This window comes from Oxalobacteraceae bacterium OTU3CINTB1, assembly GCA_024123955.1.
Lineage (GTDB): Bacteria > Pseudomonadota > Gammaproteobacteria > Burkholderiales > Burkholderiaceae_D > Rugamonas.
Window position 1 is genome coordinate 1446601 of the sequence record CP099652.1, and the last position, 17783, is coordinate 1464383.

General features: G+C 63.1%; 16 protein-coding genes and 2 pseudogenes. 12 read left to right on the top strand and 6 right to left on the bottom strand.

Going from position 1 to position 17783, the window contains the following annotated elements:
- Positions 1-4: 4 nt before the first annotated feature.
- The 3 genes from NHH73_06225 to NHH73_06235 form a co-directional block, all read right to left on the bottom strand.
- On the bottom strand, positions 5-211 hold the full coding sequence (locus NHH73_06225) for a hypothetical protein (protein USX27880.1): 207 nt from the start codon (positions 209-211) through the stop codon (positions 5-7).
- A 299-nt stretch (positions 212-510) separates the two neighbouring features.
- Positions 511-1098: a response regulator gene (locus NHH73_06230; GenBank protein USX27881.1), complete on the bottom strand. Its 588-nt coding sequence runs from the start codon at positions 1096-1098 to the stop codon at positions 511-513.
- Between the two features lie 4 nt (positions 1099-1102).
- A complete protein-coding gene (locus NHH73_06235) occupies positions 1103-3130 on the bottom strand; it encodes a PAS domain S-box protein (GenBank protein ID USX27882.1) in 2028 nt (675 codons plus the stop codon).
- Positions 3131-3259: 129 nt separating this feature from the next.
- Between NHH73_06235 and NHH73_06240 the strand changes: the two genes are divergently transcribed.
- The 6 genes from NHH73_06240 to NHH73_06265 all read left to right on the top strand — a co-directional run bounded on the left by NHH73_06240 (position 3260) and on the right by NHH73_06265 (position 8287).
- Positions 3260-4246 (top strand): TRAP transporter substrate-binding protein, encoded by a 987-nt coding sequence (locus tag NHH73_06240; GenBank protein ID USX27883.1) that lies wholly within the window; start codon positions 3260-3262, stop codon positions 4244-4246.
- A 75-nt stretch (positions 4247-4321) separates the two neighbouring features.
- The gene (locus NHH73_06245; GenBank protein USX27884.1) at positions 4322-4891 is read left to right on the top strand and encodes a TRAP transporter small permease; all 570 of its coding nucleotides are present in this window, start codon (positions 4322-4324) and stop codon (positions 4889-4891) included.
- The gene (locus NHH73_06250; GenBank protein USX27885.1) at positions 4888-6168 is read left to right on the top strand and encodes a TRAP transporter large permease subunit; all 1281 of its coding nucleotides are present in this window, start codon (positions 4888-4890) and stop codon (positions 6166-6168) included. The genes NHH73_06245 and NHH73_06250 overlap by 4 nt, the downstream gene beginning before the upstream one ends.
- 529 nt (positions 6169-6697) lie before the next feature.
- Positions 6698-7153 carry a methylated-DNA--[protein]-cysteine S-methyltransferase gene (locus NHH73_06255; GenBank protein ID USX27886.1) on the top strand — a complete coding sequence of 152 codons (456 nt, stop codon included), beginning with the start codon at positions 6698-6700 and terminating at the stop codon, positions 7151-7153.
- Positions 7129-8034 (top strand): site-specific tyrosine recombinase XerD, encoded by a 906-nt coding sequence (gene xerD, locus NHH73_06260; protein ID USX27887.1) that lies wholly within the window; start codon positions 7129-7131, stop codon positions 8032-8034. The genes NHH73_06255 and xerD overlap by 25 nt, the downstream gene beginning before the upstream one ends.
- A 70-nt stretch (positions 8035-8104) precedes the next feature.
- Complete coding sequence (locus tag NHH73_06265; protein ID USX27888.1) at positions 8105-8287, top strand: hypothetical protein; 183 nt, start codon at positions 8105-8107, stop codon at positions 8285-8287.
- Between the two features lie 139 nt (positions 8288-8426).
- Here the strand turns inward: NHH73_06265 and NHH73_06270 are convergent, their stop codons facing one another.
- Together NHH73_06270 and NHH73_06275 are read right to left on the bottom strand one after the other, a co-directional pair.
- Entirely contained in the window at positions 8427-11555 is a 3129-nt protein-coding gene (locus NHH73_06270) for an efflux RND transporter permease subunit (protein USX27889.1), read from the bottom strand.
- A 2-nt stretch (positions 11556-11557) separates the two neighbouring features.
- A complete protein-coding gene (locus tag NHH73_06275; protein USX27890.1) occupies positions 11558-12793 on the bottom strand; it encodes an efflux RND transporter periplasmic adaptor subunit in 1236 nt (411 codons plus the stop codon).
- A gap of 243 nt (positions 12794-13036) precedes the next feature.
- Between NHH73_06275 and NHH73_06280 the strand changes: the two are divergent.
- The 3 genes and pseudogenes from NHH73_06280 (at position 13037) to NHH73_06290 (ending at position 14773) form a co-directional block, all read left to right on the top strand.
- Positions 13037-13318: pseudogene (locus tag NHH73_06280) on the top strand (PAS domain-containing protein).
- A gap of 90 nt (positions 13319-13408) precedes the next feature.
- Positions 13409-13879: pseudogene (locus NHH73_06285) on the top strand (GGDEF domain-containing protein).
- A 75-nt stretch (positions 13880-13954) separates the two neighbouring features.
- The gene (locus NHH73_06290) at positions 13955-14773 is read left to right on the top strand and encodes an EAL domain-containing protein (protein USX29571.1); all 819 of its coding nucleotides are present in this window, start codon (positions 13955-13957) and stop codon (positions 14771-14773) included.
- Here the strand turns inward: NHH73_06290 and NHH73_06295 are convergent, their stop codons facing one another.
- A complete protein-coding gene (locus NHH73_06295; GenBank protein USX27891.1) occupies positions 14774-15781 on the bottom strand; it encodes an endonuclease/exonuclease/phosphatase family protein in 1008 nt (335 codons plus the stop codon). It lies immediately after the preceding gene.
- Positions 15782-15829: 48 nt separating this feature from the next.
- Here NHH73_06295 and NHH73_06300 point away from each other — a divergent pair, with 48 nt between their 5' ends.
- The 3 genes from NHH73_06300 to NHH73_06310 all read left to right on the top strand — a co-directional run bounded on the left by NHH73_06300 (position 15830) and on the right by NHH73_06310 (position 17739).
- Complete coding sequence (locus NHH73_06300; protein ID USX27892.1) at positions 15830-16321, top strand: aminoacyl-tRNA deacylase; 492 nt, start codon at positions 15830-15832, stop codon at positions 16319-16321.
- A gap of 59 nt (positions 16322-16380) precedes the next feature.
- The gene (gene plsY, locus NHH73_06305) at positions 16381-17007 is read left to right on the top strand and encodes a glycerol-3-phosphate 1-O-acyltransferase PlsY (protein USX27893.1); all 627 of its coding nucleotides are present in this window, start codon (positions 16381-16383) and stop codon (positions 17005-17007) included.
- Between the two features lie 78 nt (positions 17008-17085).
- Positions 17086-17739: a DsbA family oxidoreductase gene (locus NHH73_06310; GenBank protein ID USX27894.1), complete on the top strand. Its 654-nt coding sequence runs from the start codon at positions 17086-17088 to the stop codon at positions 17737-17739.
- Positions 17740-17783: the final 44 nt, after the last annotated feature.

A 17783-nucleotide genomic window follows, 5' to 3' on the forward strand; every position in this document is an offset into this window, starting at 1 on the left:
CGCGTCAGGTACCCGTTTTTTTTGGCGCTTTTTTGAACGGGTGTTCGCCGGGCAGCGTGATCTTGGCCTTTGACCAGTAGGCCTCTACCGCTGCCTCATCATTTGGATCGTAAGGCGAATCCGGGTCGTCAACCCAATCGGGTGCCCTGGCAATTGCCGCGTCAATTTGTTCTTGGGTGAAATAGGTTTCTAAAATACTTTTGCGTTTCATGTTTGTCACCGTATCTGCAAGAGATGATGCGCGCGTTGTCGTCACGTGCTGTCCAGATCATGACGACAACGTTCCCGCGAAACATGCACAGGCTTTTTAAACGTATTTCGTTGTGCCCGGCGCCGCTGTCCTGCTCGGACAGCATTGGATAGTCAAAAACGGCTTCCAGGTCAGCAAAATCGATGCCGTGTTTCCGTAGGTTTTCTCGCCGTTTATTTTCGTCCCATGTAATCATCGGACGATCATGTCATCCCATGTTAGGCGGCGATATGAGGGAAATCAAGCAAGTTGATGGGGCTTTACTTCAGCAAGCCCGCCAGCTCGACAGCCGTTTTGACCTGCATCTTGTCGAAGATATGCGCGCGGTGCACTTCCACCGTGCGCATGCTGATGCCCAGCTGGTCGGCCACCACCTTGTTCATTTTGCCGGCCAGGATCAGGTCCAGCACCTCGCGCTCCCGCACCGACAGCGTCGCCAGGCGCGCGTGTACGGCCGCCATCTCGCCGGCCTTGCGCGAGCCGGCCAGGCCTTCCTGCACCCGGTCCATCAACTGGTTGTCGTTGAACGGCTTCTCGAAGAAATCGAAGGCGCCGCGCTTCAAGGTATCGACCGCCATCGGCACGTCGCCATGGCCCGTTAGGAAAATCACCGGCATGCGCTGCGTCAGTCCGCGCGCGGCCAGCTGGTCGAACACCGCCACGCCATTCATGTCCGGCATGCGCACGTCGAGCAGCAGGCAATCGCCGTCGGCGTCGAATTCGCCCATCTCCACCTGTTGCAGGAATTGCAGCGCGCCCTCGTAGGCGCGCGACGAGATCCCGCGCGAAGTGGCCAGCCAGGTCAGCGAGTCGCGCACGACCGCTTCGTCATCGACGATATGCAGCATTTTGTCAGGTCTCCTGTTCCGTGACCACCGTCACCGCCGGCAGCACGAACGTAAATATGGTTCCGCCTTGCGGATTGGGGCTGTAAGTGAGCGAACCGCCGTGGAATTCTATCGCAGTCCGGCAGATGTTCAATCCCATGCCCATCCCCTCGGCCTTGGTCGAGAAGAAGGGCGAGAACAAACGCTGCGCCACCTCGTCCGGAATGCCGTGCCCCTGGTCGATCACGGCCACGCTCACCTGCGCGGTGGCCGCATCATACTCCGCCACCACGTTGAGCATGCGCCGCTGTGGCGGAATGTGCTGCATCGCTTCGATGGCGTTGCGGGTCAGGTTGAGCAGCACCTGTTCGATCATCACGCGGTCGGCCAGCACCGCCGGCAGATCCTGGGGGATGTTGGTTTGGTACGAGACGTAGCTTTGGCGCGCCTGCAACTCGATCAGCGCCTGGATGCCGTCGAGCAGCGACTGGATGCCGACCGACTGGCGTAGCGGTTCGCGCTTCTTGACGAATTCGTGGACGCTGCGGATGATCTGGCCGGCCCGCTGCGCCTGCGCGCTGGCCTGCTCCAGCGCGGGTTTCAGCAATCCCGCGTCGACCGCGTGGCCCTTGTCCTGCGCGCGTCCCAATACATTGAGCGCGCCGGTGGTGTAGCTGGAGATGGCGGCCAGCGGCTGGTTCAGTTCATGCGCCAGCATCGAGGCGATTTCGCCCATCGTCGCCAGGCGCGCGCTGGCCTGCAGCTTTTCCTCCTGCTGGCGGTTCAGTTCCTCCACGCGCTTGCGGTCGGAGATGTCGAGGATGGAGCCCATCCAGCCGGTCTGCTTGCCGTGGTTGTCCACCAGCGGCGCCTCGAACACCAGCACCGGCACGCGCTGACCGTCCGGACGCTGGAAGAAGGTCTCGAACTGCGGCGTGACCTTGCCCGCCAGGACCGAGGCGAAGCGGGTCTGGTATTCCTCCATCGCTTCCGGCGCCCAGTAGGGCATCGGCGGCAGCCGGCCGACGATGTCCTCGGCCGGATAGCCGACGATCTGGCAGAACGCCGGATTGACGTAGGTGATGCGTCCTTCCAGGTCGCGCGCGCGCAGGCCCGTCACCAGCGAATTTTCCATCGCGGTGCGAAACGACATCTGCTGGCGCAGCGCGCCTTCGGCGGCGAGCCTGCGCGAGATGTGGCCCCACAGCGCCACCAGGCTCCATAATAATCCGAGTGAGAGCACGATGACCGAGCCGACCAGCAAATTGGGCAGCAGCTTGGGCGCGCTCTTGACGCTGTCCGTCACCAGCCGCACCGAGGCCCCAGGCAGGTCGAGCGCGCGCTTGTGGGTGTAGACGCCGTGGCCGGGACCGGCCGCCGCGCGGCGCGCCAGCACCTTGTCGTCGCGGTCGACCAGAGTGACCTGGTTGTCCTGCGCGAACCACCACGGCACCATTTCGTCGAGCAGGGCGCTGGTTTTATAGGTGGCGACCAGGTCGCCCAGGTAGTCGGCGCCGTTGAACAGCGGCACGTGGTAATCCATCAGCACTTCCGAAGGCGCGGATGAGGGGTTGGCCGCTTGCACCTCCGGCTGCGTGTACATCGCGTTGCGGGTCTTGCGGGTCAGCTCCATGGTTGCGCGCGAGGCCGCCGTCAACACCACCGGCGTCGCTTGCGGGTCGCTGGTGGCGACCAGCGAGCCGTCGGGCCGCAGCCAGACCACCCGCAGTAGTTCCTTGCCGTTCTTGAGCACTCGGGACAGGCGGTCGTGGCCCTGTTGCGGCGTCAGGCGCCCGATGCCGATTTCCTGCGCCAGCGCGGCCAGGCTTTCCTCGTCCCTGCCTAATTGAAAGCGTATCGTTTGCTCAACCCACAGCGTGTCGGCGATCAGTTGTTCCTGGCGTTCGTTGCTTTCCATCTGGCGCGCCTGCCACGGTAGCCAGATCAAAATCGCCAGAAAAAACAACACCAGCACGATCGGCAAAACCCAGCGCAGCGTCGAGTTTGCGCTGGGGCGTCGGGCTGGGAGCGGCTGGGAATGCGGGTTTGTCATGGGCGCTCAGGGTATAGCGTTGGCGGAACGGAGTCATTGTGGTTTTCCACAATTGAATAATGCGACGTTGTCCTGAAGAATCTATCAAACTACAATAATAGTGTACTTTTACATCCCTCTGGAGACCGTATGAAACTGAAACACGCACTGCTCGTGCTGAGCGCGGCATTGAGCTTTAACGCCTACGCGCAAGCGCCTATCGTCATCAAATTCAGCCACGTCGTGGCGACCGACACCCCGAAAGGCCAGGCGGCAGAGCGTTTTAAACAACTTGCCGAAAAAGCCACCAACGGCCGCGTCAAGGTCGAGGTCTATCCGAACAGCCAGCTGTACAAGGACAAGGAAGAACTCGAAGCGCTGCAGCTGGGCGCCGTGCAAATGCTGGCGCCGTCGCTGGCCAAGTTCGGCCCGCTGGGCGTGAAGGAATTCGAAGCCTTCGACCTGCCGTTCATCTTCCCTTCCAAGACCGCGCTGTACAACGTCACCGAAGGCGAAATCGGCAAGGGCCTGATGAAAAAGCTGGAACCGAAGGGCATCACCGGCCTGGCGTTCTGGGATAACGGCTTCAAGGTCATGTCGGCCAACAAGCCGCTGCGCGTGCCGGCCGACTTCAAAGGCCTGAAACTGCGCATCCAGTCGTCCAAAGTGCTGGACGCGCAGATGCGCGCGCTGGGCGCCAACCCGCAGGTGCTGGCGTTCTCGGAAGTGTATCAAGCGCTGCAGACCGGCGTGGTCGACGGCACCGAGAATCCGCCGTCGAACATGTACACCCAGAAGATGCATGAAGTGCAGAAGTACGTGACCGTCTCCAACCACGGCTACCTGGGCTACGCGGTCATCGTCAACAAGAAGTTCTGGGACGGCCTGCCGCCTGACATCCGCACCGCGCTCGACAAGGCGATGAAGGAGGCGACCACGTTCGAGAAAGCCATCGCCCAGCGCGACAACGATCTGGCGCTCGAAGCGATCAAGAAGACCGGCAAGACCGAGATCTACACCTTGAGCGTGAAAGAACAGGCGGAGTGGCGCAAGGCCCTGCTGCCGGTACAGCAATCGATGGAAAGCCGGATCGGCAAAGACCTGATCTCGGCCATCAATAAAGAAGCGGCAAAATAAAAGCGGCAATATAAGCCTGCCTGACGGGGCGGCGCTCGCCGCCCCGTCCACAATTCCTCACTGAAGGATCCCTCCATGAAATTCCTCGATAGACTCGAAGAATGGCTCATCGCGACCCTGATGGGCGTGGCCACCATTCTGATCTTTATCTCGGTCGTACACCGTTACCTGTCCGGCCTGCCGATCCCCGGCCTGCAGGACTACCTGATTCAACTCAATACCAGCTGGACGCAGGAAGCCTGCATCTACATGTTCGTCTGGATGGCCAAGTTCGGCGCGGCCTATGGCGTGCGCACCGGCATCCACGTTGGCGTCGACGTCCTGATCAACCGCATGAGCACGCCGTGGCGCGCCAAGTTCGTCGTGTTCGGCCTGCTGGCCGGCGCGGTGTTCACCGGCATCATCGGCACCCTGGGCGCCAACTTCGTCCATCACATGGCGCAGACCGACCAGACCTCGGCCGACCTCGAAATGCCGATGTGGATCGTCTACCTGGCCGTGCCGCTCGGCTCCTACCTGATGTGCTTCCGCTTCCTGCAGGTGCTGGTGTCCTTCGTCAAAACCGGCGACCTGCCCAAACATGACCATTCGCACGTCGAGGGTCTGGAAGAAGAACTGTCGGCCGACAAAGGAGCCAAAGCATGAACGCCCTGATTATCTTCGTGCTGCTGCTGGGCCTGATGTTGACCGGCATGCCGATCTCCATCTCGCTCGGCCTGACGGTGCTGACCTTCCTGTTCACCATGACCCAGGTGCCGATCGATACGGTGGCGCTCAAGCTGTTCACCGGCATCGAGAAATTCGAGATCATGGCCATCCCGTTCTTCATTTTGGCGGGCAACTTCCTCACCCACGGCGGCGTCGCGCGGCGCATGATCAACTTCGCCACGTCGATGGTCGGCCACTGGCACGGCGGCCTGGCGCTGGGCGGCGTGCTGGCCTGCGCCTTGTTTGCTGCGGTGTCGGGCTCGTCGCCGGCCACCGTGGTGGCGATCGGATCGATCATCCTGCCTGCAATGGTGCGCCAAGGCTATCCGAAGGCGTTCGGCGCCGGCGTCATCACCACCTCGGGCGCGCTGGGTATCCTGATTCCGCCGTCGATCGTGATGGTGATGTACTCGGTCACCACCAACACCTCGGTCGGCAAGCTGTTCATGGCCGGCGTGGTGCCGGGCATTATGCTGGCGTTCTTCCTCGGCTTGACCACCTGGTATCTGGCGCGCAAGAACAACTATCCGCGCATGCCCAAGGCCGCCTGGGGCGAGCGCTGGGCGACCTTCCGCAAGAGCGCCTGGGGCCTGCTGCTGATCGTCATCGTCATGGGCGGCATCTACAGCGGCGCGTTCACGCCGACCGAGGCGGCGGCGATGGCGGCGGTGTACGCCTTCTTCATCGCCGTGTTCGTCTACAAGGACTTGAAGCTCAAGCAGGTGGGCAAGGTGCTGCTCGATTCGGCGGCGATGTCGGCGATGCTGCTGTACATCATCACCAACGCCATCCTGTTCTCGTTCCTGATGACCAGTGAGAACATTCCGCAGGCGATGGCCGAGTGGATCACCGGACAGGGCCTGGGCGTGATTACCTTCCTGCTGGTGGTTAACGTGCTGCTGCTGTTGGCCGGCAACGTCATGGAGCCGTCGTCGATCGTGCTGATCATGGCGCCGATTCTGTTCCCGGTGGCCATGAAACTGGGCATCGATCCGGTGCACTTCGGGATCTTGATCGTAGTCAACATGGAAGTGGGGATGTGCCATCCGCCGGTCGGCCTGAACCTGTACGTGGCGTCGGGTATCACCAAGATGGGCATAACAGAATTGACCGTTGCCGTGTGGCCATGGCTGCTGACAATGCTGGGCTTCTTGATCTTGGTCACATATGTACCACAAATTTCTTTGTGGCTCCCGAATTTAATTTACTCTTAAAGTAACGCTGCGCTGCAACCTGAAAAAAACGGGAAAAACCGAAAAAGATGCGTTATGATGGCGTCGCTCTCAGGGGTTCCCGAATAAGTAAAGTTGGTTCGGTAGCAAGGGCAAGGAATTGTAGGTGGGGAGTGTGATAGAAACGGTACTTAATACCGGCAATCGATCGAGGAGACACACGTTTTACAGAATGTCGTTGTGATAGTCGCTGCAGGCCGCCACAAGCGCGCTACGGGGACACGCAAACGACCGGGAACGTGAAGCAGGTTTAAAAACGCACCTTTCGGTGCGTTTTTTTTCGCCTGGCGATTTACAATGCGGGCGCGGCGCGAAAACCTTCGCGCCGCCGCCGGACGCCTTTCGCAACTTCCACCACAAAAGGATGTCGCGGGCACGCAACATCATGGTGCGTTGCGAAAAACGGCTGAGATCAACGAAGACCCTTTTTGGTGCATCAACTGTGACGAATATACAACAGCAGCGTGAAATTTTTTCTGCCATCGTGGAATTGCCATTCGGGAAAATTGGAGTGCGCACCGCAAGTGGTCTGATCACTGAGCTGTGTTACCTGCCGCCCCATTTTGATGCAAAGGATGCCGGGGACGCGACGGCGGCGGCGGCGGTTACCCAGCTGCAAGCGTATTGTGCGGATGCCGATTACCGCTTCGACTTGCCGCTCAAGCAGGCCGGCACCGACTTCCAGAAGACCGTGTGGGGCGCCATCAGTTCCATTCCGCGCGGCAGCGTTCGCACCTACGGCGAGCTCGCCAAGCACATCGGTTCGGCGCCGCGCGCCGTGGGGCAGGCTTGCGGCGCCAACTGGTTCCCGATCGTGGTGCCGTGCCACCGCGTCACCTCCGCCGCCGGCCTGGGCGGCTTTGCCAACAGCGACGATCCCAACGGCTACCTCCTGGGCATCAAACGCTGGCTGCTGGCCCACGAAGGTTCGAGCGAGTACGCATGGCAACAGACAACACTGCTCTGATCGACGAGTTCTGCGACAGCCTGTGGCTGGAGGACGGCCTGTCGAAGAACACGCTCGAAGCCTACCGGCGCGACATGCGCCTGTTCGCCCGCTGGCTCGAGTCGCAGCGGCCCAACGTGGCCGGGCTGGCGGCCGTGGCCACGCACGATATCCAGGGTTACATCGCCGCGCGCCACGAGGACAGCGGCAAGGCCACCTCGTCCAACCGGCGGCTGTCGGTGATCAAGCGCTTTTACCAGTTGATGCTGCGACAGCGCCGCATCACCGACGATCCCAGCCTCAAATTGGTATCGGCCAAGCAGCCGCACCGCTTCGTCCACACCTTGAGCGAAATTCAAGTTGAGGCCTTGCTGGCGGCGCCCGACGTCAATACGCCGCTGGGCCTGCGCGAGCGCACCATGCTGGAGCTGATGTACGCCAGCGGCTTGCGCGTGTCGGAGTTGGTGGACCTCAAGATGCTGGAGCTGAGCCTGAACGACGGCGTGCTGCGCATCACCGGCAAGGGCGCGAAAACGCGGCTGGTGCCGTTCGGCCAGCAGGCCAGGATCTGGATCGAGCGCTACGTCAAGGATGCGCGCGGCGTGATCCTGAACGGCCAGGTCGACGATGCGCTGTTCGTCACCGGACGCGGCGGCCCGATGACGCGGCAGATGTTCTGGGTGGTGATCAAAAAACATGCGTTGAAGGCAGGCATCACGGCGCCGTTGTCGCCGCACACCTTGCGGCATGCTTTTGCCACGCACTTGCTCAACCATGGGGCCGATCTGCGCGTGGTGCAGTTATTGCTTGGTCATTCGGACATCTCCACCACGCAAATCTACACCCACGTCGCACGGGAACGCCTGAAACATCTGCATGCGCAACATCATCCCCGAGGCTGAAAAACTTGCATCGGCCGTATCTGCGTCATAATGTGAGCAGGTAATCAACCGGATAGAGAAGAGGTAGCAAATGGCGAAGACAAACTTCCAGTACGAAAAACGTCAGCGCGAGCTGGAAAAGAAGAAAAAAGCAGATGAAAAAGCCCGGCGCAAGGCCGAGCTGAAGGCCAACCCGGGCCTGGCCGAGGAGGGCGAAGTGGTCGAGGACGACGAAGAGGGCGGCGAGCCCAGCGCCGAGCCTGCCAAGGAGTAAGCCGAAGCAAGCCGGCCATGGTTCCACGTAGGGCGGATTAGCGCGGAGCGCGTAATCCGCCATGCATGCGTCGTCGGCGGCTCATGGCGGATTACGCTGCGCTAATCCGCCCTACGTGTCTCCCAGGCATTCATGCGGTTCAGGCGTGGTGTTTGACTTCGTGCAGGTGCTCGACGACTTCCTCATGTTCCTCATGCTGCCTGCGCTTGAAATACCGCACGCAGCGCTTGCCGAGGTTGTCCAGATAAGTATAAGCCACCGGCACCACCACCAACGTCAAAATGGTCGACGTGATCACCCCGCCGATCACCGCGCGGCCCATCGGCGCCTGCGTTTCGCCGCCTTCGCCCAGGCCGATCGCCATCGGCAGCATGCCGAACACCATCGCCAACGTCGTCATCAGAATCGGCCGCAAGCGCACTTGGCCCGCGTTCATGATGGCCTCGAACTGCCCCGCGCCCTCGCGCTGCGCCTGGTTGGTGAAGTCCACCAGCAAGATCGCGTTCTTGGTCACCAGCCCCATCAGCATGATGAAACCGATCACCGAGAAGATGTTCAACGTGCTGCCGGTCGCCAGCAGCGCCACCAGCACGCCGATCAGCGACAGCGGCAAGGACATCATGATTGCCACCGGCTGCAGGAAGCTGCCGAACTGCGACGCCAGCACCAGGTAGATGAAGATCACCGCGATGCCGAGCGCGATCATGGCCGAGGTCATGCTCTCTTCCATTTCCTGCGCGTTGCCGCCGACGTCGAAGCGCACGCCGTCCGGTAAGTCGATTTCCTTCATGGCCTTGCGCACGTCGCCGTCGACGTCGCCGCCGGGACGGCCCTCGGTGTTGGCGTAGATCGCCACTCGGCGCTGCAGCGCCTGGCGCTTGAGCACCTGCGGGCTGAACGACGGCACGAAATCGACCACCTGGCGCAGCGGCACCATCACCGGCCGCCCATCCGGCCCCAGCTTGCTCGACGCCAGCGACAGGTCCGCCAGGTCGGCCACCTTCTGCCGGCCCGATTTGGGCAACTGCACGTTGACGTCGTAGTTCTGGCCGTCGGGGGCGAGGAAGTGGCTGGTGGTGTCGCCTGCCACGAACGGACGCAGCGCGGTGCCGATCTGCTGTACTGTCAGGCCCAGGTCGCTGGCCAGCTCGTTGTTGATCTTGACCGTGGTCGACGGATTGGCGCCTTCCTGGCTGTACTCCAGGTCGACCAAGCCCTTGATGTTGCGCATCTTGTCCATCAGGCGGTGCGCCACTGCGTCGAGCTTGCCTTCGTCGGTGCCGAGGATGGCGATGAAGATCGGCTTCCAGCCCACCGACATCGTGATGCCGGCGATCTTGGACAAGCGTTCGCGGATCTTGCCTTCCATGACTTTCTGCGCCGGCCGCTGATGGGTCTTGCGGTCCACCAGCTTCATGTCGATGCGGGCCGTGTTGCGGCCGTCCTGGGTGCCGACCACCGCGATGACGCTGGCGATCTCCGGGAACTCCTTGAGCGCCGCCTCGACCTGCTGCACCTTGTTGTCGTTGTATTCCAGGCTGGAGCCGACCGGCGTCTTCATCTGCAGGTTGACCCAGCCGTTGTCCTGCTCCGGCATCATCTCGCCGCCGATCATCGGCACCAGCATCAGGCTGCCGGCGAACAGCGCGAAGGCGAACGCCAGGGTCAGCTTGCGCCAGCGCAGCGCCAGTCCCAGGACTTTGCCATACACCACGTGCAGCTTATCGACGCCGCCTTCGAGCCAGTGCATCAGGCGGCCCAGCCACGGCACGTACTTGAAGCGGTCCTTGACCGGATCGGGCCACACCGACGACAGCATCGGATCGAGCGTGAAACTGACGAACAGCGACACCATCACCGCCACCGCCACCGTGATGCCGAACTGCAGGAAGAAGCGGCCGATGATGCCCTGCATGAAGGCCACCGGAATGAACACGGCGACAATCGCGAAGGTGGTGGCCATGACGGCCAGGCCGATCTCGTTGGTGCCGTCCTCGGCCGCCTTGCGGTGGTTCTTGCCCAGGCCCAGGTGGCGCACGATGTTTTCGCGCACCACGATGGCGTCGTCGATCAGCAGGCCGATGCACAGCGACAGCGCCATCAGGGTCAGGAAGTTCAGGGTGAAGCCGAACACCTTCATCGCGATGAAGCTGGCCATCACCGAAATCGGCAACGTCAGCCCGGTGATGATGGTCGAGCGCCACGAGTGCAGGAAGAAGAACACGATGACCATGGTCAGCACGGCGCCTTCGACGATGGTGCGCTTGACGTTGTCGAGCTGGCTCTGCACCTTGACCGATTCGTCGTTGAGCAAGGTCAAGGTGATGTCCGACGGCAGCGATTTTTGCAGCTCGGCGACTACTTTCTGGATGCGCGTACCGACCTCGACCACGTTGGCGTCCTGGACCTTGGTGATGTCGATGGTGACGGCGCGCTGGCCGTTCAGGCGCGAGATCGACATCTCCTCCTGGGCGCCGTCGATCACCGTGGCCACCTGTTCCAGGTAGACCGGGCCGTTGGCGCGGCGGGCGACGATGATCTTGTTGAAGTCGCGCGCCTCCTTCATCTTGTTCTCGACGCGCACCAGCTGCTCGTTGCCGGCGAAGCTGATCGAGCCGGCCGGCAGGTTGGTGTTGGTGGCCTGGATCGTGGCGATGACCTCGTCGACGCCGATGGCTTGCGCGGTCAGGTCGTTGGGACGCAGGCTGATCAGGATCTGGCGCGCGGCCATGCCGTTCAGGCGCACCTGGCCGACGCCGGCCACGCCCTGGAAGCGCTTGCCGATGACCTGGTCGGCCATGGTCGACAGTTCGCGCAAGGTGTGGGCGGTGGCGGTCAGGCCGATCTGGGCGATGGGGCGGCTGTTCTCGCCCTCGAAGCGGACGATGAACGGGTCCTTGGCTTCCTTCGGGAAGCGCGGGCGCACCATCGCGATCTTGTCGCGGATGTCCTGCATCGCCTTGTCCATATTGGTCGACAGCTCGAAGTCGACGTAGACGCCGGCGCGGCCTTCCCACGAGTTGGCGCGCAGGGTCTTGATGCCGCTGACGGTGTTGACCGCCTCCTCGATCGGCCGCGTGATGTCGTTCTCGACCGCTTCCGGCGACGCGCCCGGGTAGTTGACCTCGATCATCGCGGCGGGAATGTCGACGTTGGGCATGGCTTCCATGCCCAGTTCGCGGTACGAGAACATTCCCAGCACCACGAGCGCCACCATCACCATGGTGGCAAACACCGGGTTCTGGATACTGGTTTTAGTGATCCACATGATCAGCCTTTCGCCAGCATGGCCGCTTTGGCCAAGGTTTTACCCTCGGCCGGTGTCGCTGAGGCGGGCAGCTTGACCAGCGCGCCAGGCTTGACCGCGTTCAGCTTGGAGACGATGACATTGGCGCCCTTGTCGAGGCCGTCGGTGACTTCGACATAGCCTTCGTCGTCGTTGCGCAAGCCCAAGGTGACGGGCTGCGCCACCACCTTGCCGTTCTCGATCTTGTACACCACCTGCTTGCCCTGGTCGTCGCGCAGCGCCGTCATCGGCACGATGGGCGCGACGCCGGAGCGCTCGGTGACGATGCTGCCCTTGGCGAACATGCCGGCGCGCAGCGCGCTGTCGTCGTTGCGCACGGCGATGTAGACCAGCATCGCGCGCGAACCGGCCTCGGTGGCCGGATTGATACGCGCCACCTTGCCCGCGAACTCGCGCTTCTGGAAGCCGTCGACCTTGAAGCGAACGTCCTGGCCGACTTTCACGCGCGGGATTTCCGACGCCGGCACCTGCGCCTCCAGGGTCAGTTCCGACAGGTTGACGATGCTGTAGATGGGCATGTCCGGCGCCAGCTTCTCGCCGGCCTGCACGTGGCGCTTGCTGACCACGCCGCTGATGGGCGCCTTGATGATACCGTCGTTAAGCGCGATGCGCGCGATCTCGACCATCGCGGCGGCCGACTTGACGTTGGCGCGCGCCAGCGCGACCGTGTTCTGGGTCGAATCGAAGGCGTTTTGCGAGATGTATTTTTGCGACAGCAGCGCCTGGCTGTTGGCTTCGTTCTTGGTCGCCATCGACAGCTTGGCCTGGGCTTCGTCGAGCATGGCCTGCTGCTGTTGCAGGCGCGCGCGCAGGTCGGCCTGGTCGATGCGCGCCAGCACCTGGCCGGCGCTGACGGCCATGCCTTCCTGCACCGTGGTGGCCTCCACCACGCCCGAGATCTTGGACTTGATGGTGGCCGAACTCAGGGGCGCCAGCGAGCCGGATAAGGGCAAGCTGACCGCCAATGATCTGGCATCGATGGCCGCGATGTCGCCGCTGGCCAGTTCGAAGACTTCCTGTTTCTTTTCTTTCTTGCCCTCGGCCTGCGCCACGGGTGGCGTCGGCGCGGCCTGGTTGCCGCGCATGACGGTCCAGCCGCCGGCCGCCAGGCCCAGCACGATCAGGACAGCCACCGGCTTGCGCCAGTTTTTATTGCGGACCGTGGGCATGGAAGCGAGGGGCAAGGTTTCAATTTTCATATCGTTCTTCTGCGAATGTTGTGGCGCCGGAGGGACCGCGCATGTTGGTACTTTATGAATTTGCAAGGGCGGTCGCCATCGAAATGCGACGAGTGGCGCAAAAGCGCGGCTGAAATGCATAAAACCGGGATCAAGCGTGTTTGAGGCAAGTCAATGGGGGTTCCGCCGCAGGCGCAAGAATGGCGAAGGCCTGCGAGGGCGCGATCGCCAAAAGAGGCCCATGTGTCTGTCGACTTTCATCTGATGTACGAAAACACCAGCGACGCCATATTGCTGGTGCGGGACGGGCGCGTCGTCGGTGCCAATCCGGCCGCGCTGGCCATGTTCGAATGCGATGCGCCGGCGGACATGCTCGGGCAGGCGCTGGCCGACTTCTCGCCGCTGCGACAGGCCGAGGGCGTGCTGTCGGCGCCGCTGCTGTGCGAGCTGGCGGCGCGCGCCCACGGCGACGGCAACCATCGCTTCGAATGGTGCTGCGTCGGCCGCCGGGGCCGCCAGTTCTGGGCCGAGATACTGATGACGGCGGTCGCGCACGAGGACGGCGTGTTGCTGTACACGGCGATCCGCGATATTTCCGCGCGCCGCAACGAGCAGTTGACGATGTACCTGGCGCTGATGACCGACCTCGCCGACCGCCGCCGTACCGAGGCGCGCACCCGCCATCTGGCCGAGCACGATTTCCTGACCGACCTGCCGAACCGCGTGCTGCTGCTCGACCGCATGAGCCTGGCGCTGGCGGCGGCCCGGCGCAACCAGCGCATGGCCGCCATCCTGTTCCTCGACCTGGACCGCTTCAAGTACATCAACGACACGCTCGGCCACCATGTGGGCGACTTGCTGCTCAAGGAGGTGGCGGCGCGGCTGGTCAAATGCGTGCGCGGCGTGGACACGGTCAGCCGCCAGGGCGGCGACGAGTTCGTAGTCATCCTGGCCGACATCGGCAGCATCGCCCAGGCCGCGCACGTGGCGGCCACCATCCAGCAGGCCATTGCCCAGGAGTTCGTGCTCGAGCCGCACCGGCTGCACGTGAGCACGTCGATCGGCGTCAGCATCTTTCCCGACGACGGCGCCGACATCGAGACCTTGATGAAAAACGCCGACCTGGCGATGTACCACGTCAAGGAAAGCGGCCGGAACGGCTACCAGTTCTTCAGCCCGGAGATGAACGCGCAGATCGTCGAGCGCGTGGCGTTCGAGAACGAACTGCGGCGCGCGCTGACCAACCGGCAATTTATCCTGGAGTACGAGGCCGAGGTCGACATCGCCAGCGGCGAGCCGCTGGGGGCCGAGGCGCTGATACGCTGGCGCCATCCGACGTTGGGATTGCTGCGGCCCGAGCGCTTCATCGGCGTCGCCGAGGACAGCGGGCTGATGGTGCGGATCGGCGAGTGGGTGCTGGAGCAGGCGTGCCTGGCGGCGCGGCGCTGGCGCGACGCCGGCCATCCGCTGGTGGTGGGCGTGAACCTGTCGCAGACGCAGTTTTTGCAAAAGAACCTGGTCGACAAGGTGCGCGCCGCGCTGGCGGCGTCCGGCCTGCCGCCAGCGCTGCTGCAGCTGGAGCTGACCGAGGCGATGCTGATGAAGCACAGCGCGGGCGCGTCCGCCACCCTGGGCGCGCTGCGGACGCTGGGCGTGCGGCTGGCGCTGGACGATTTCGGCACCGGCTACACGCGGGTGGGGCATCTGAAGGAATATCCGCTGGATAAGGTGAAGATCGACCTGTCGTTCGTCAGCGGCATCGGCGAAGGGGAGGGGGAGGGGGAGGGGGAGGGGAATTCGGTCGTGCACGCGCCGGTGGTCAACGCCATCATCGCCATGGCGCACAGCCTGGGGCTGACGGTGCTGGCCGAGGGCGTGCAGACCGAGGCGCAGCTGCGCTTCCTGCGCGAACATGGCTGCGACCAGTACCAGGGCCATTACGCCCGAGCGAGCGGCAGCCTCGACGGCCTCGGCGGCTTGCTGGACGGGGACGCCGTCTGATCACATCTCGGTGGCGCGTTCGCGGCCGCGCCGCTCGTCGTACATGCGCACCCGCACCAGCACCTGGCCGTGGTCGGACGCTTCCGGCTTGGCCTGCAACAGGTGGTCGTTCAGGTACGTCACGTCCATCACCTCGCCGATCGCGAAGCGCGACGCCGGGTTGAATTCCTCCGACACCAGCACGTGGTCGATGGTCATGTAATGGCCTTCGTGGATGTTGGTGTAGCCGACATGGCGCAGGCGGTCGCGGCCGCGCTGGATCTGGTTGCTGTCGAACAGCCGGCCACTCAATTCCTCGTCGGCCAGCCCGACGCAGCCCGAGCCCATGACGATGGTGGTGGTGACGGCGTCGGCGGTGTCGTTGAAGTCGCCCAGCACGATGCGCGGGCGGCGGCCGTCGCGGTCCATCTGACTCAGCAGCGCGCGCAGCGCCACCGCCTCGGTGCCGCGCCGTATCAGCGAGCGCAGGTTGGCCTGCGCGTACAGCATGGCCTCGTCGCCGGGGTCGCCATGGCGGTAGTCGGGGCGCTTGGATTTGAGGTGGATCACCAGCACGTCGATGATGCGCTGGTCCGGCAAGACCACCTGCGCGTGCAGCGGCGCGCGGGCGAAGCGGTCGGCGTCGCGGTTACCCTCGGGCATGGCGACACCGTCGGGGAACAGTTGGTAGGCATGGGCGGGCGCCGCCAGCGGCAGGCGCGAGATCAGCGCCACTTGCGGCGTCAGGCGCGGCTCGCCGGTGTGCGGATCGGGCGCCGGATCGAAGCCGGACAGCGACGCGTCGCGGTAGCGGCGGCTGGCGGCCAGCACGTCGCGCATCCCCGCCATCGAAAAGACTTCCTGCAACCCGATGACGTCGGCGTCGAGCTGGTCGAGCTGCTGGGCCGTCCACACCACCTTGGCCTGGTATTGGTCCGGCGTGAGCGGCGCCAAGTTGTCGTACAATTTCGCCCCGGGCTGGGAAAGATTGCAAACATTGAAAGTGGCAAAGCGAATTTCCTGCTGCATAATGAGAAACTCCTGTAGACGACAACCTTCACGAACAGCGTATCACGCATGGCCAAAAAAGAGCACATCTCCGAGACCCCGGCGACGCAGTTTCTGCGCAAGCACAAGGTCATTTTCACCGAGCATCCCTACAACTACGAGGAGCACGGCGGCACCAGCGTGTCCTCGCGCGAGCTGGGCGTGGACGAACACCACGTCGTCAAGACCCTGGTGATGCAGGACGAGACCGCCAAACCGTTGATCGTGCTGATGCACGGCGACTGCAAGGTGTCGACCAAGAACCTGGCACGCGGCATCGGCTGCAAGTCGGTCGAGCCCTGCAAACCGGACGTGGCCACGCGCCACAGCGGCTACCAGATCGGCGGGACCTCGCCGTTCGGCACCCGCAAGGCGCTGCCGGTGTACGTCGAGGATAGCATCCTTGCGCTGGAAACCATTTATATCAATGGCGGCAGGAAGGGATATCTGGTCGGCATCGCGCCGCAAGTGCTGGTCGACCTGCTGGGGGCCAAGCCCGTCCACTGCGCTCTGGCCGACTGAGCGCTGGCAGTGTATATTCTTGGGTCCCCCGTGGGGATGTCACATTTTTTGAGGAAACAATGAATACAGTTTGGATGACCGTGGCCGCCTATCTGCTCGGCTCGATCTCGTTTGCCGTGATCACGAGCAAGTTGTTCGGCATCGCCGATCCCCGCACTTACGGTTCCAAAAACCCCGGCGCCACCAATGTTTTGCGCAGCGGTAACAAGGCGGCGGCCATCGTGACCTTGATCGGCGACGGCGCCAAGGGCTGGCTGGCAGTGTGGCTGGCGATGCGTTTTGAGCAACAGTTGCAGATCGGTGACGCCACCATCGCGCTGGTGGCGCTCGCGGTGTTCCTGGGCCACCTGTGGCCGGTGTTCTTCCGCTTTGTCGGCGGCAAGGGCGTGGCGACCGCGCTGGGCGTGCTGCTGGGCCTGAATCCCTGGCTGGGCCTGGCGACCTTTGTGACGTGGCTGGCGGTGGCGTTCGCGTTCCGTTACTCGTCGCTGGCGGCGCTGATCGCGGCGCTGTTCGCGCCGTTCTACTACGGCTTGCTGTTCGGCTTCGATCCGCAGCTGGCCGCCGTGTTCATCATGTGCGTGTTGTTGATTTTCCGTCATCGTAAGAATATCTCGAACTTGATCGCGGGCAAGGAAAGCCGCATCGGCAGCAAGAGCAAAGACGCCGCCAAAGCCAAAAAATAAAGTCTTCGAGGGGACGGCGCTTGAATTTGAGACGAGCGCCGCTATATGCTGACTTATCACTTTCAGCAAAGGCCCCGCATGAGCACTCCTGTCAAAATCGATTTCGTCTCCGACGTTTCCTGTCCCTGGTGCGCGATCGGCCTCAAGTCGCTGGAACAAGCGCTGGACAATATCGGTGGCGAGGCGGACGTCAGCCTGCATTTCCAGCCGTTCGAACTCAATCCCCAGATGGCCCCCGAAGGCCAGAACATCGACGAACACCTGACCGAGAAGTACGGCTCGACGCCGGAACAGCAGGACCAGGCGCGCAACATGATCCGCGCGCGCGGCGCCGAGGTGGGCTTCGATTTTGCCATGCACAAACGCAGCCGCATCTACAATACCTTCGACGCCCACCGCCTGCTGCATTGGGCCGAGACCGAAGGCGAGGGCAAGCAGCGCGCGCTGAAGGAGGCACTGTTCGCCGCCTACTTCACGCTGGGCGACGACCCCAGCTCCCACGAGGTGCTGCTGCGCGTGGCCGGCGAGGTGGGGCTGGACACGGCCGTGGCCGCCGAGGTGCTGCAATCGGGCCGTTATGCCGCCGACGTGCGCGAGCGCGAGCAGTTCTTCCAGCGCCATGGCATCAACTCGGTGCCGGCCGTGATCATCAACGAACGCCATTTGATCTCGGGCGGCCAGCCGGCCGCCGTGTTTGAAAAGGCGCTGCGCGAGATCATGGCGCAACCCTAAATAATTTGCGGGTCAGCGCCGGGGCGGATGTCCGCGACTCCTGG

What these genes read in the sequence shown, in the direction of transcription:
- xerD (USX27887.1), top strand. Translation starts at nt 7,129, where the DNA reads ATGGCAACAGACAACACTGCTCTGATCGACGAGTTCTGCGACAGCCTG.
- NHH73_06265 (USX27888.1), top strand. Translation starts at nt 8,105, where the DNA reads ATGGCGAAGACAAACTTCCAGTACGAAAAACGTCAGCGCGAGCTGGAA.
- plsY (USX27893.1), top strand. Translation starts at nt 16,381, where the DNA reads ATGAATACAGTTTGGATGACCGTGGCCGCCTATCTGCTCGGCTCGATC.
- NHH73_06235 (USX27882.1), bottom strand. Translation starts at nt 3,130, where the DNA reads ATGACAAACCCGCATTCCCAGCCGCTCCCAGCCCGACGCCCCAGCGCA.
- NHH73_06295 (USX27891.1), bottom strand. Translation starts at nt 15,781, where the DNA reads ATGCAGCAGGAAATTCGCTTTGCCACTTTCAATGTTTGCAATCTTTCC.
- NHH73_06300 (USX27892.1), top strand. Translation starts at nt 15,830, where the DNA reads ATGGCCAAAAAAGAGCACATCTCCGAGACCCCGGCGACGCAGTTTCTG.
- NHH73_06310 (USX27894.1), top strand. Translation starts at nt 17,086, where the DNA reads ATGAGCACTCCTGTCAAAATCGATTTCGTCTCCGACGTTTCCTGTCCC.
- NHH73_06225 (USX27880.1), bottom strand. Translation starts at nt 211, where the DNA reads ATGAAACGCAAAAGTATTTTAGAAACCTATTTCACCCAAGAACAAATT.
- NHH73_06270 (USX27889.1), bottom strand. Translation starts at nt 11,555, where the DNA reads ATGTGGATCACTAAAACCAGTATCCAGAACCCGGTGTTTGCCACCATG.
- NHH73_06240 (USX27883.1), top strand. Translation starts at nt 3,260, where the DNA reads ATGAAACTGAAACACGCACTGCTCGTGCTGAGCGCGGCATTGAGCTTT.
- NHH73_06245 (USX27884.1), top strand. Translation starts at nt 4,322, where the DNA reads ATGAAATTCCTCGATAGACTCGAAGAATGGCTCATCGCGACCCTGATG.
- NHH73_06230 (USX27881.1), bottom strand. Translation starts at nt 1,098, where the DNA reads ATGCTGCATATCGTCGATGACGAAGCGGTCGTGCGCGACTCGCTGACC.
- NHH73_06250 (USX27885.1), top strand. Translation starts at nt 4,888, where the DNA reads ATGAACGCCCTGATTATCTTCGTGCTGCTGCTGGGCCTGATGTTGACC.
- NHH73_06290 (USX29571.1), top strand. Translation starts at nt 13,955, where the DNA reads ATGAACGCGCAGATCGTCGAGCGCGTGGCGTTCGAGAACGAACTGCGG.
- NHH73_06275 (USX27890.1), bottom strand. Translation starts at nt 12,793, where the DNA reads ATGAAAATTGAAACCTTGCCCCTCGCTTCCATGCCCACGGTCCGCAAT.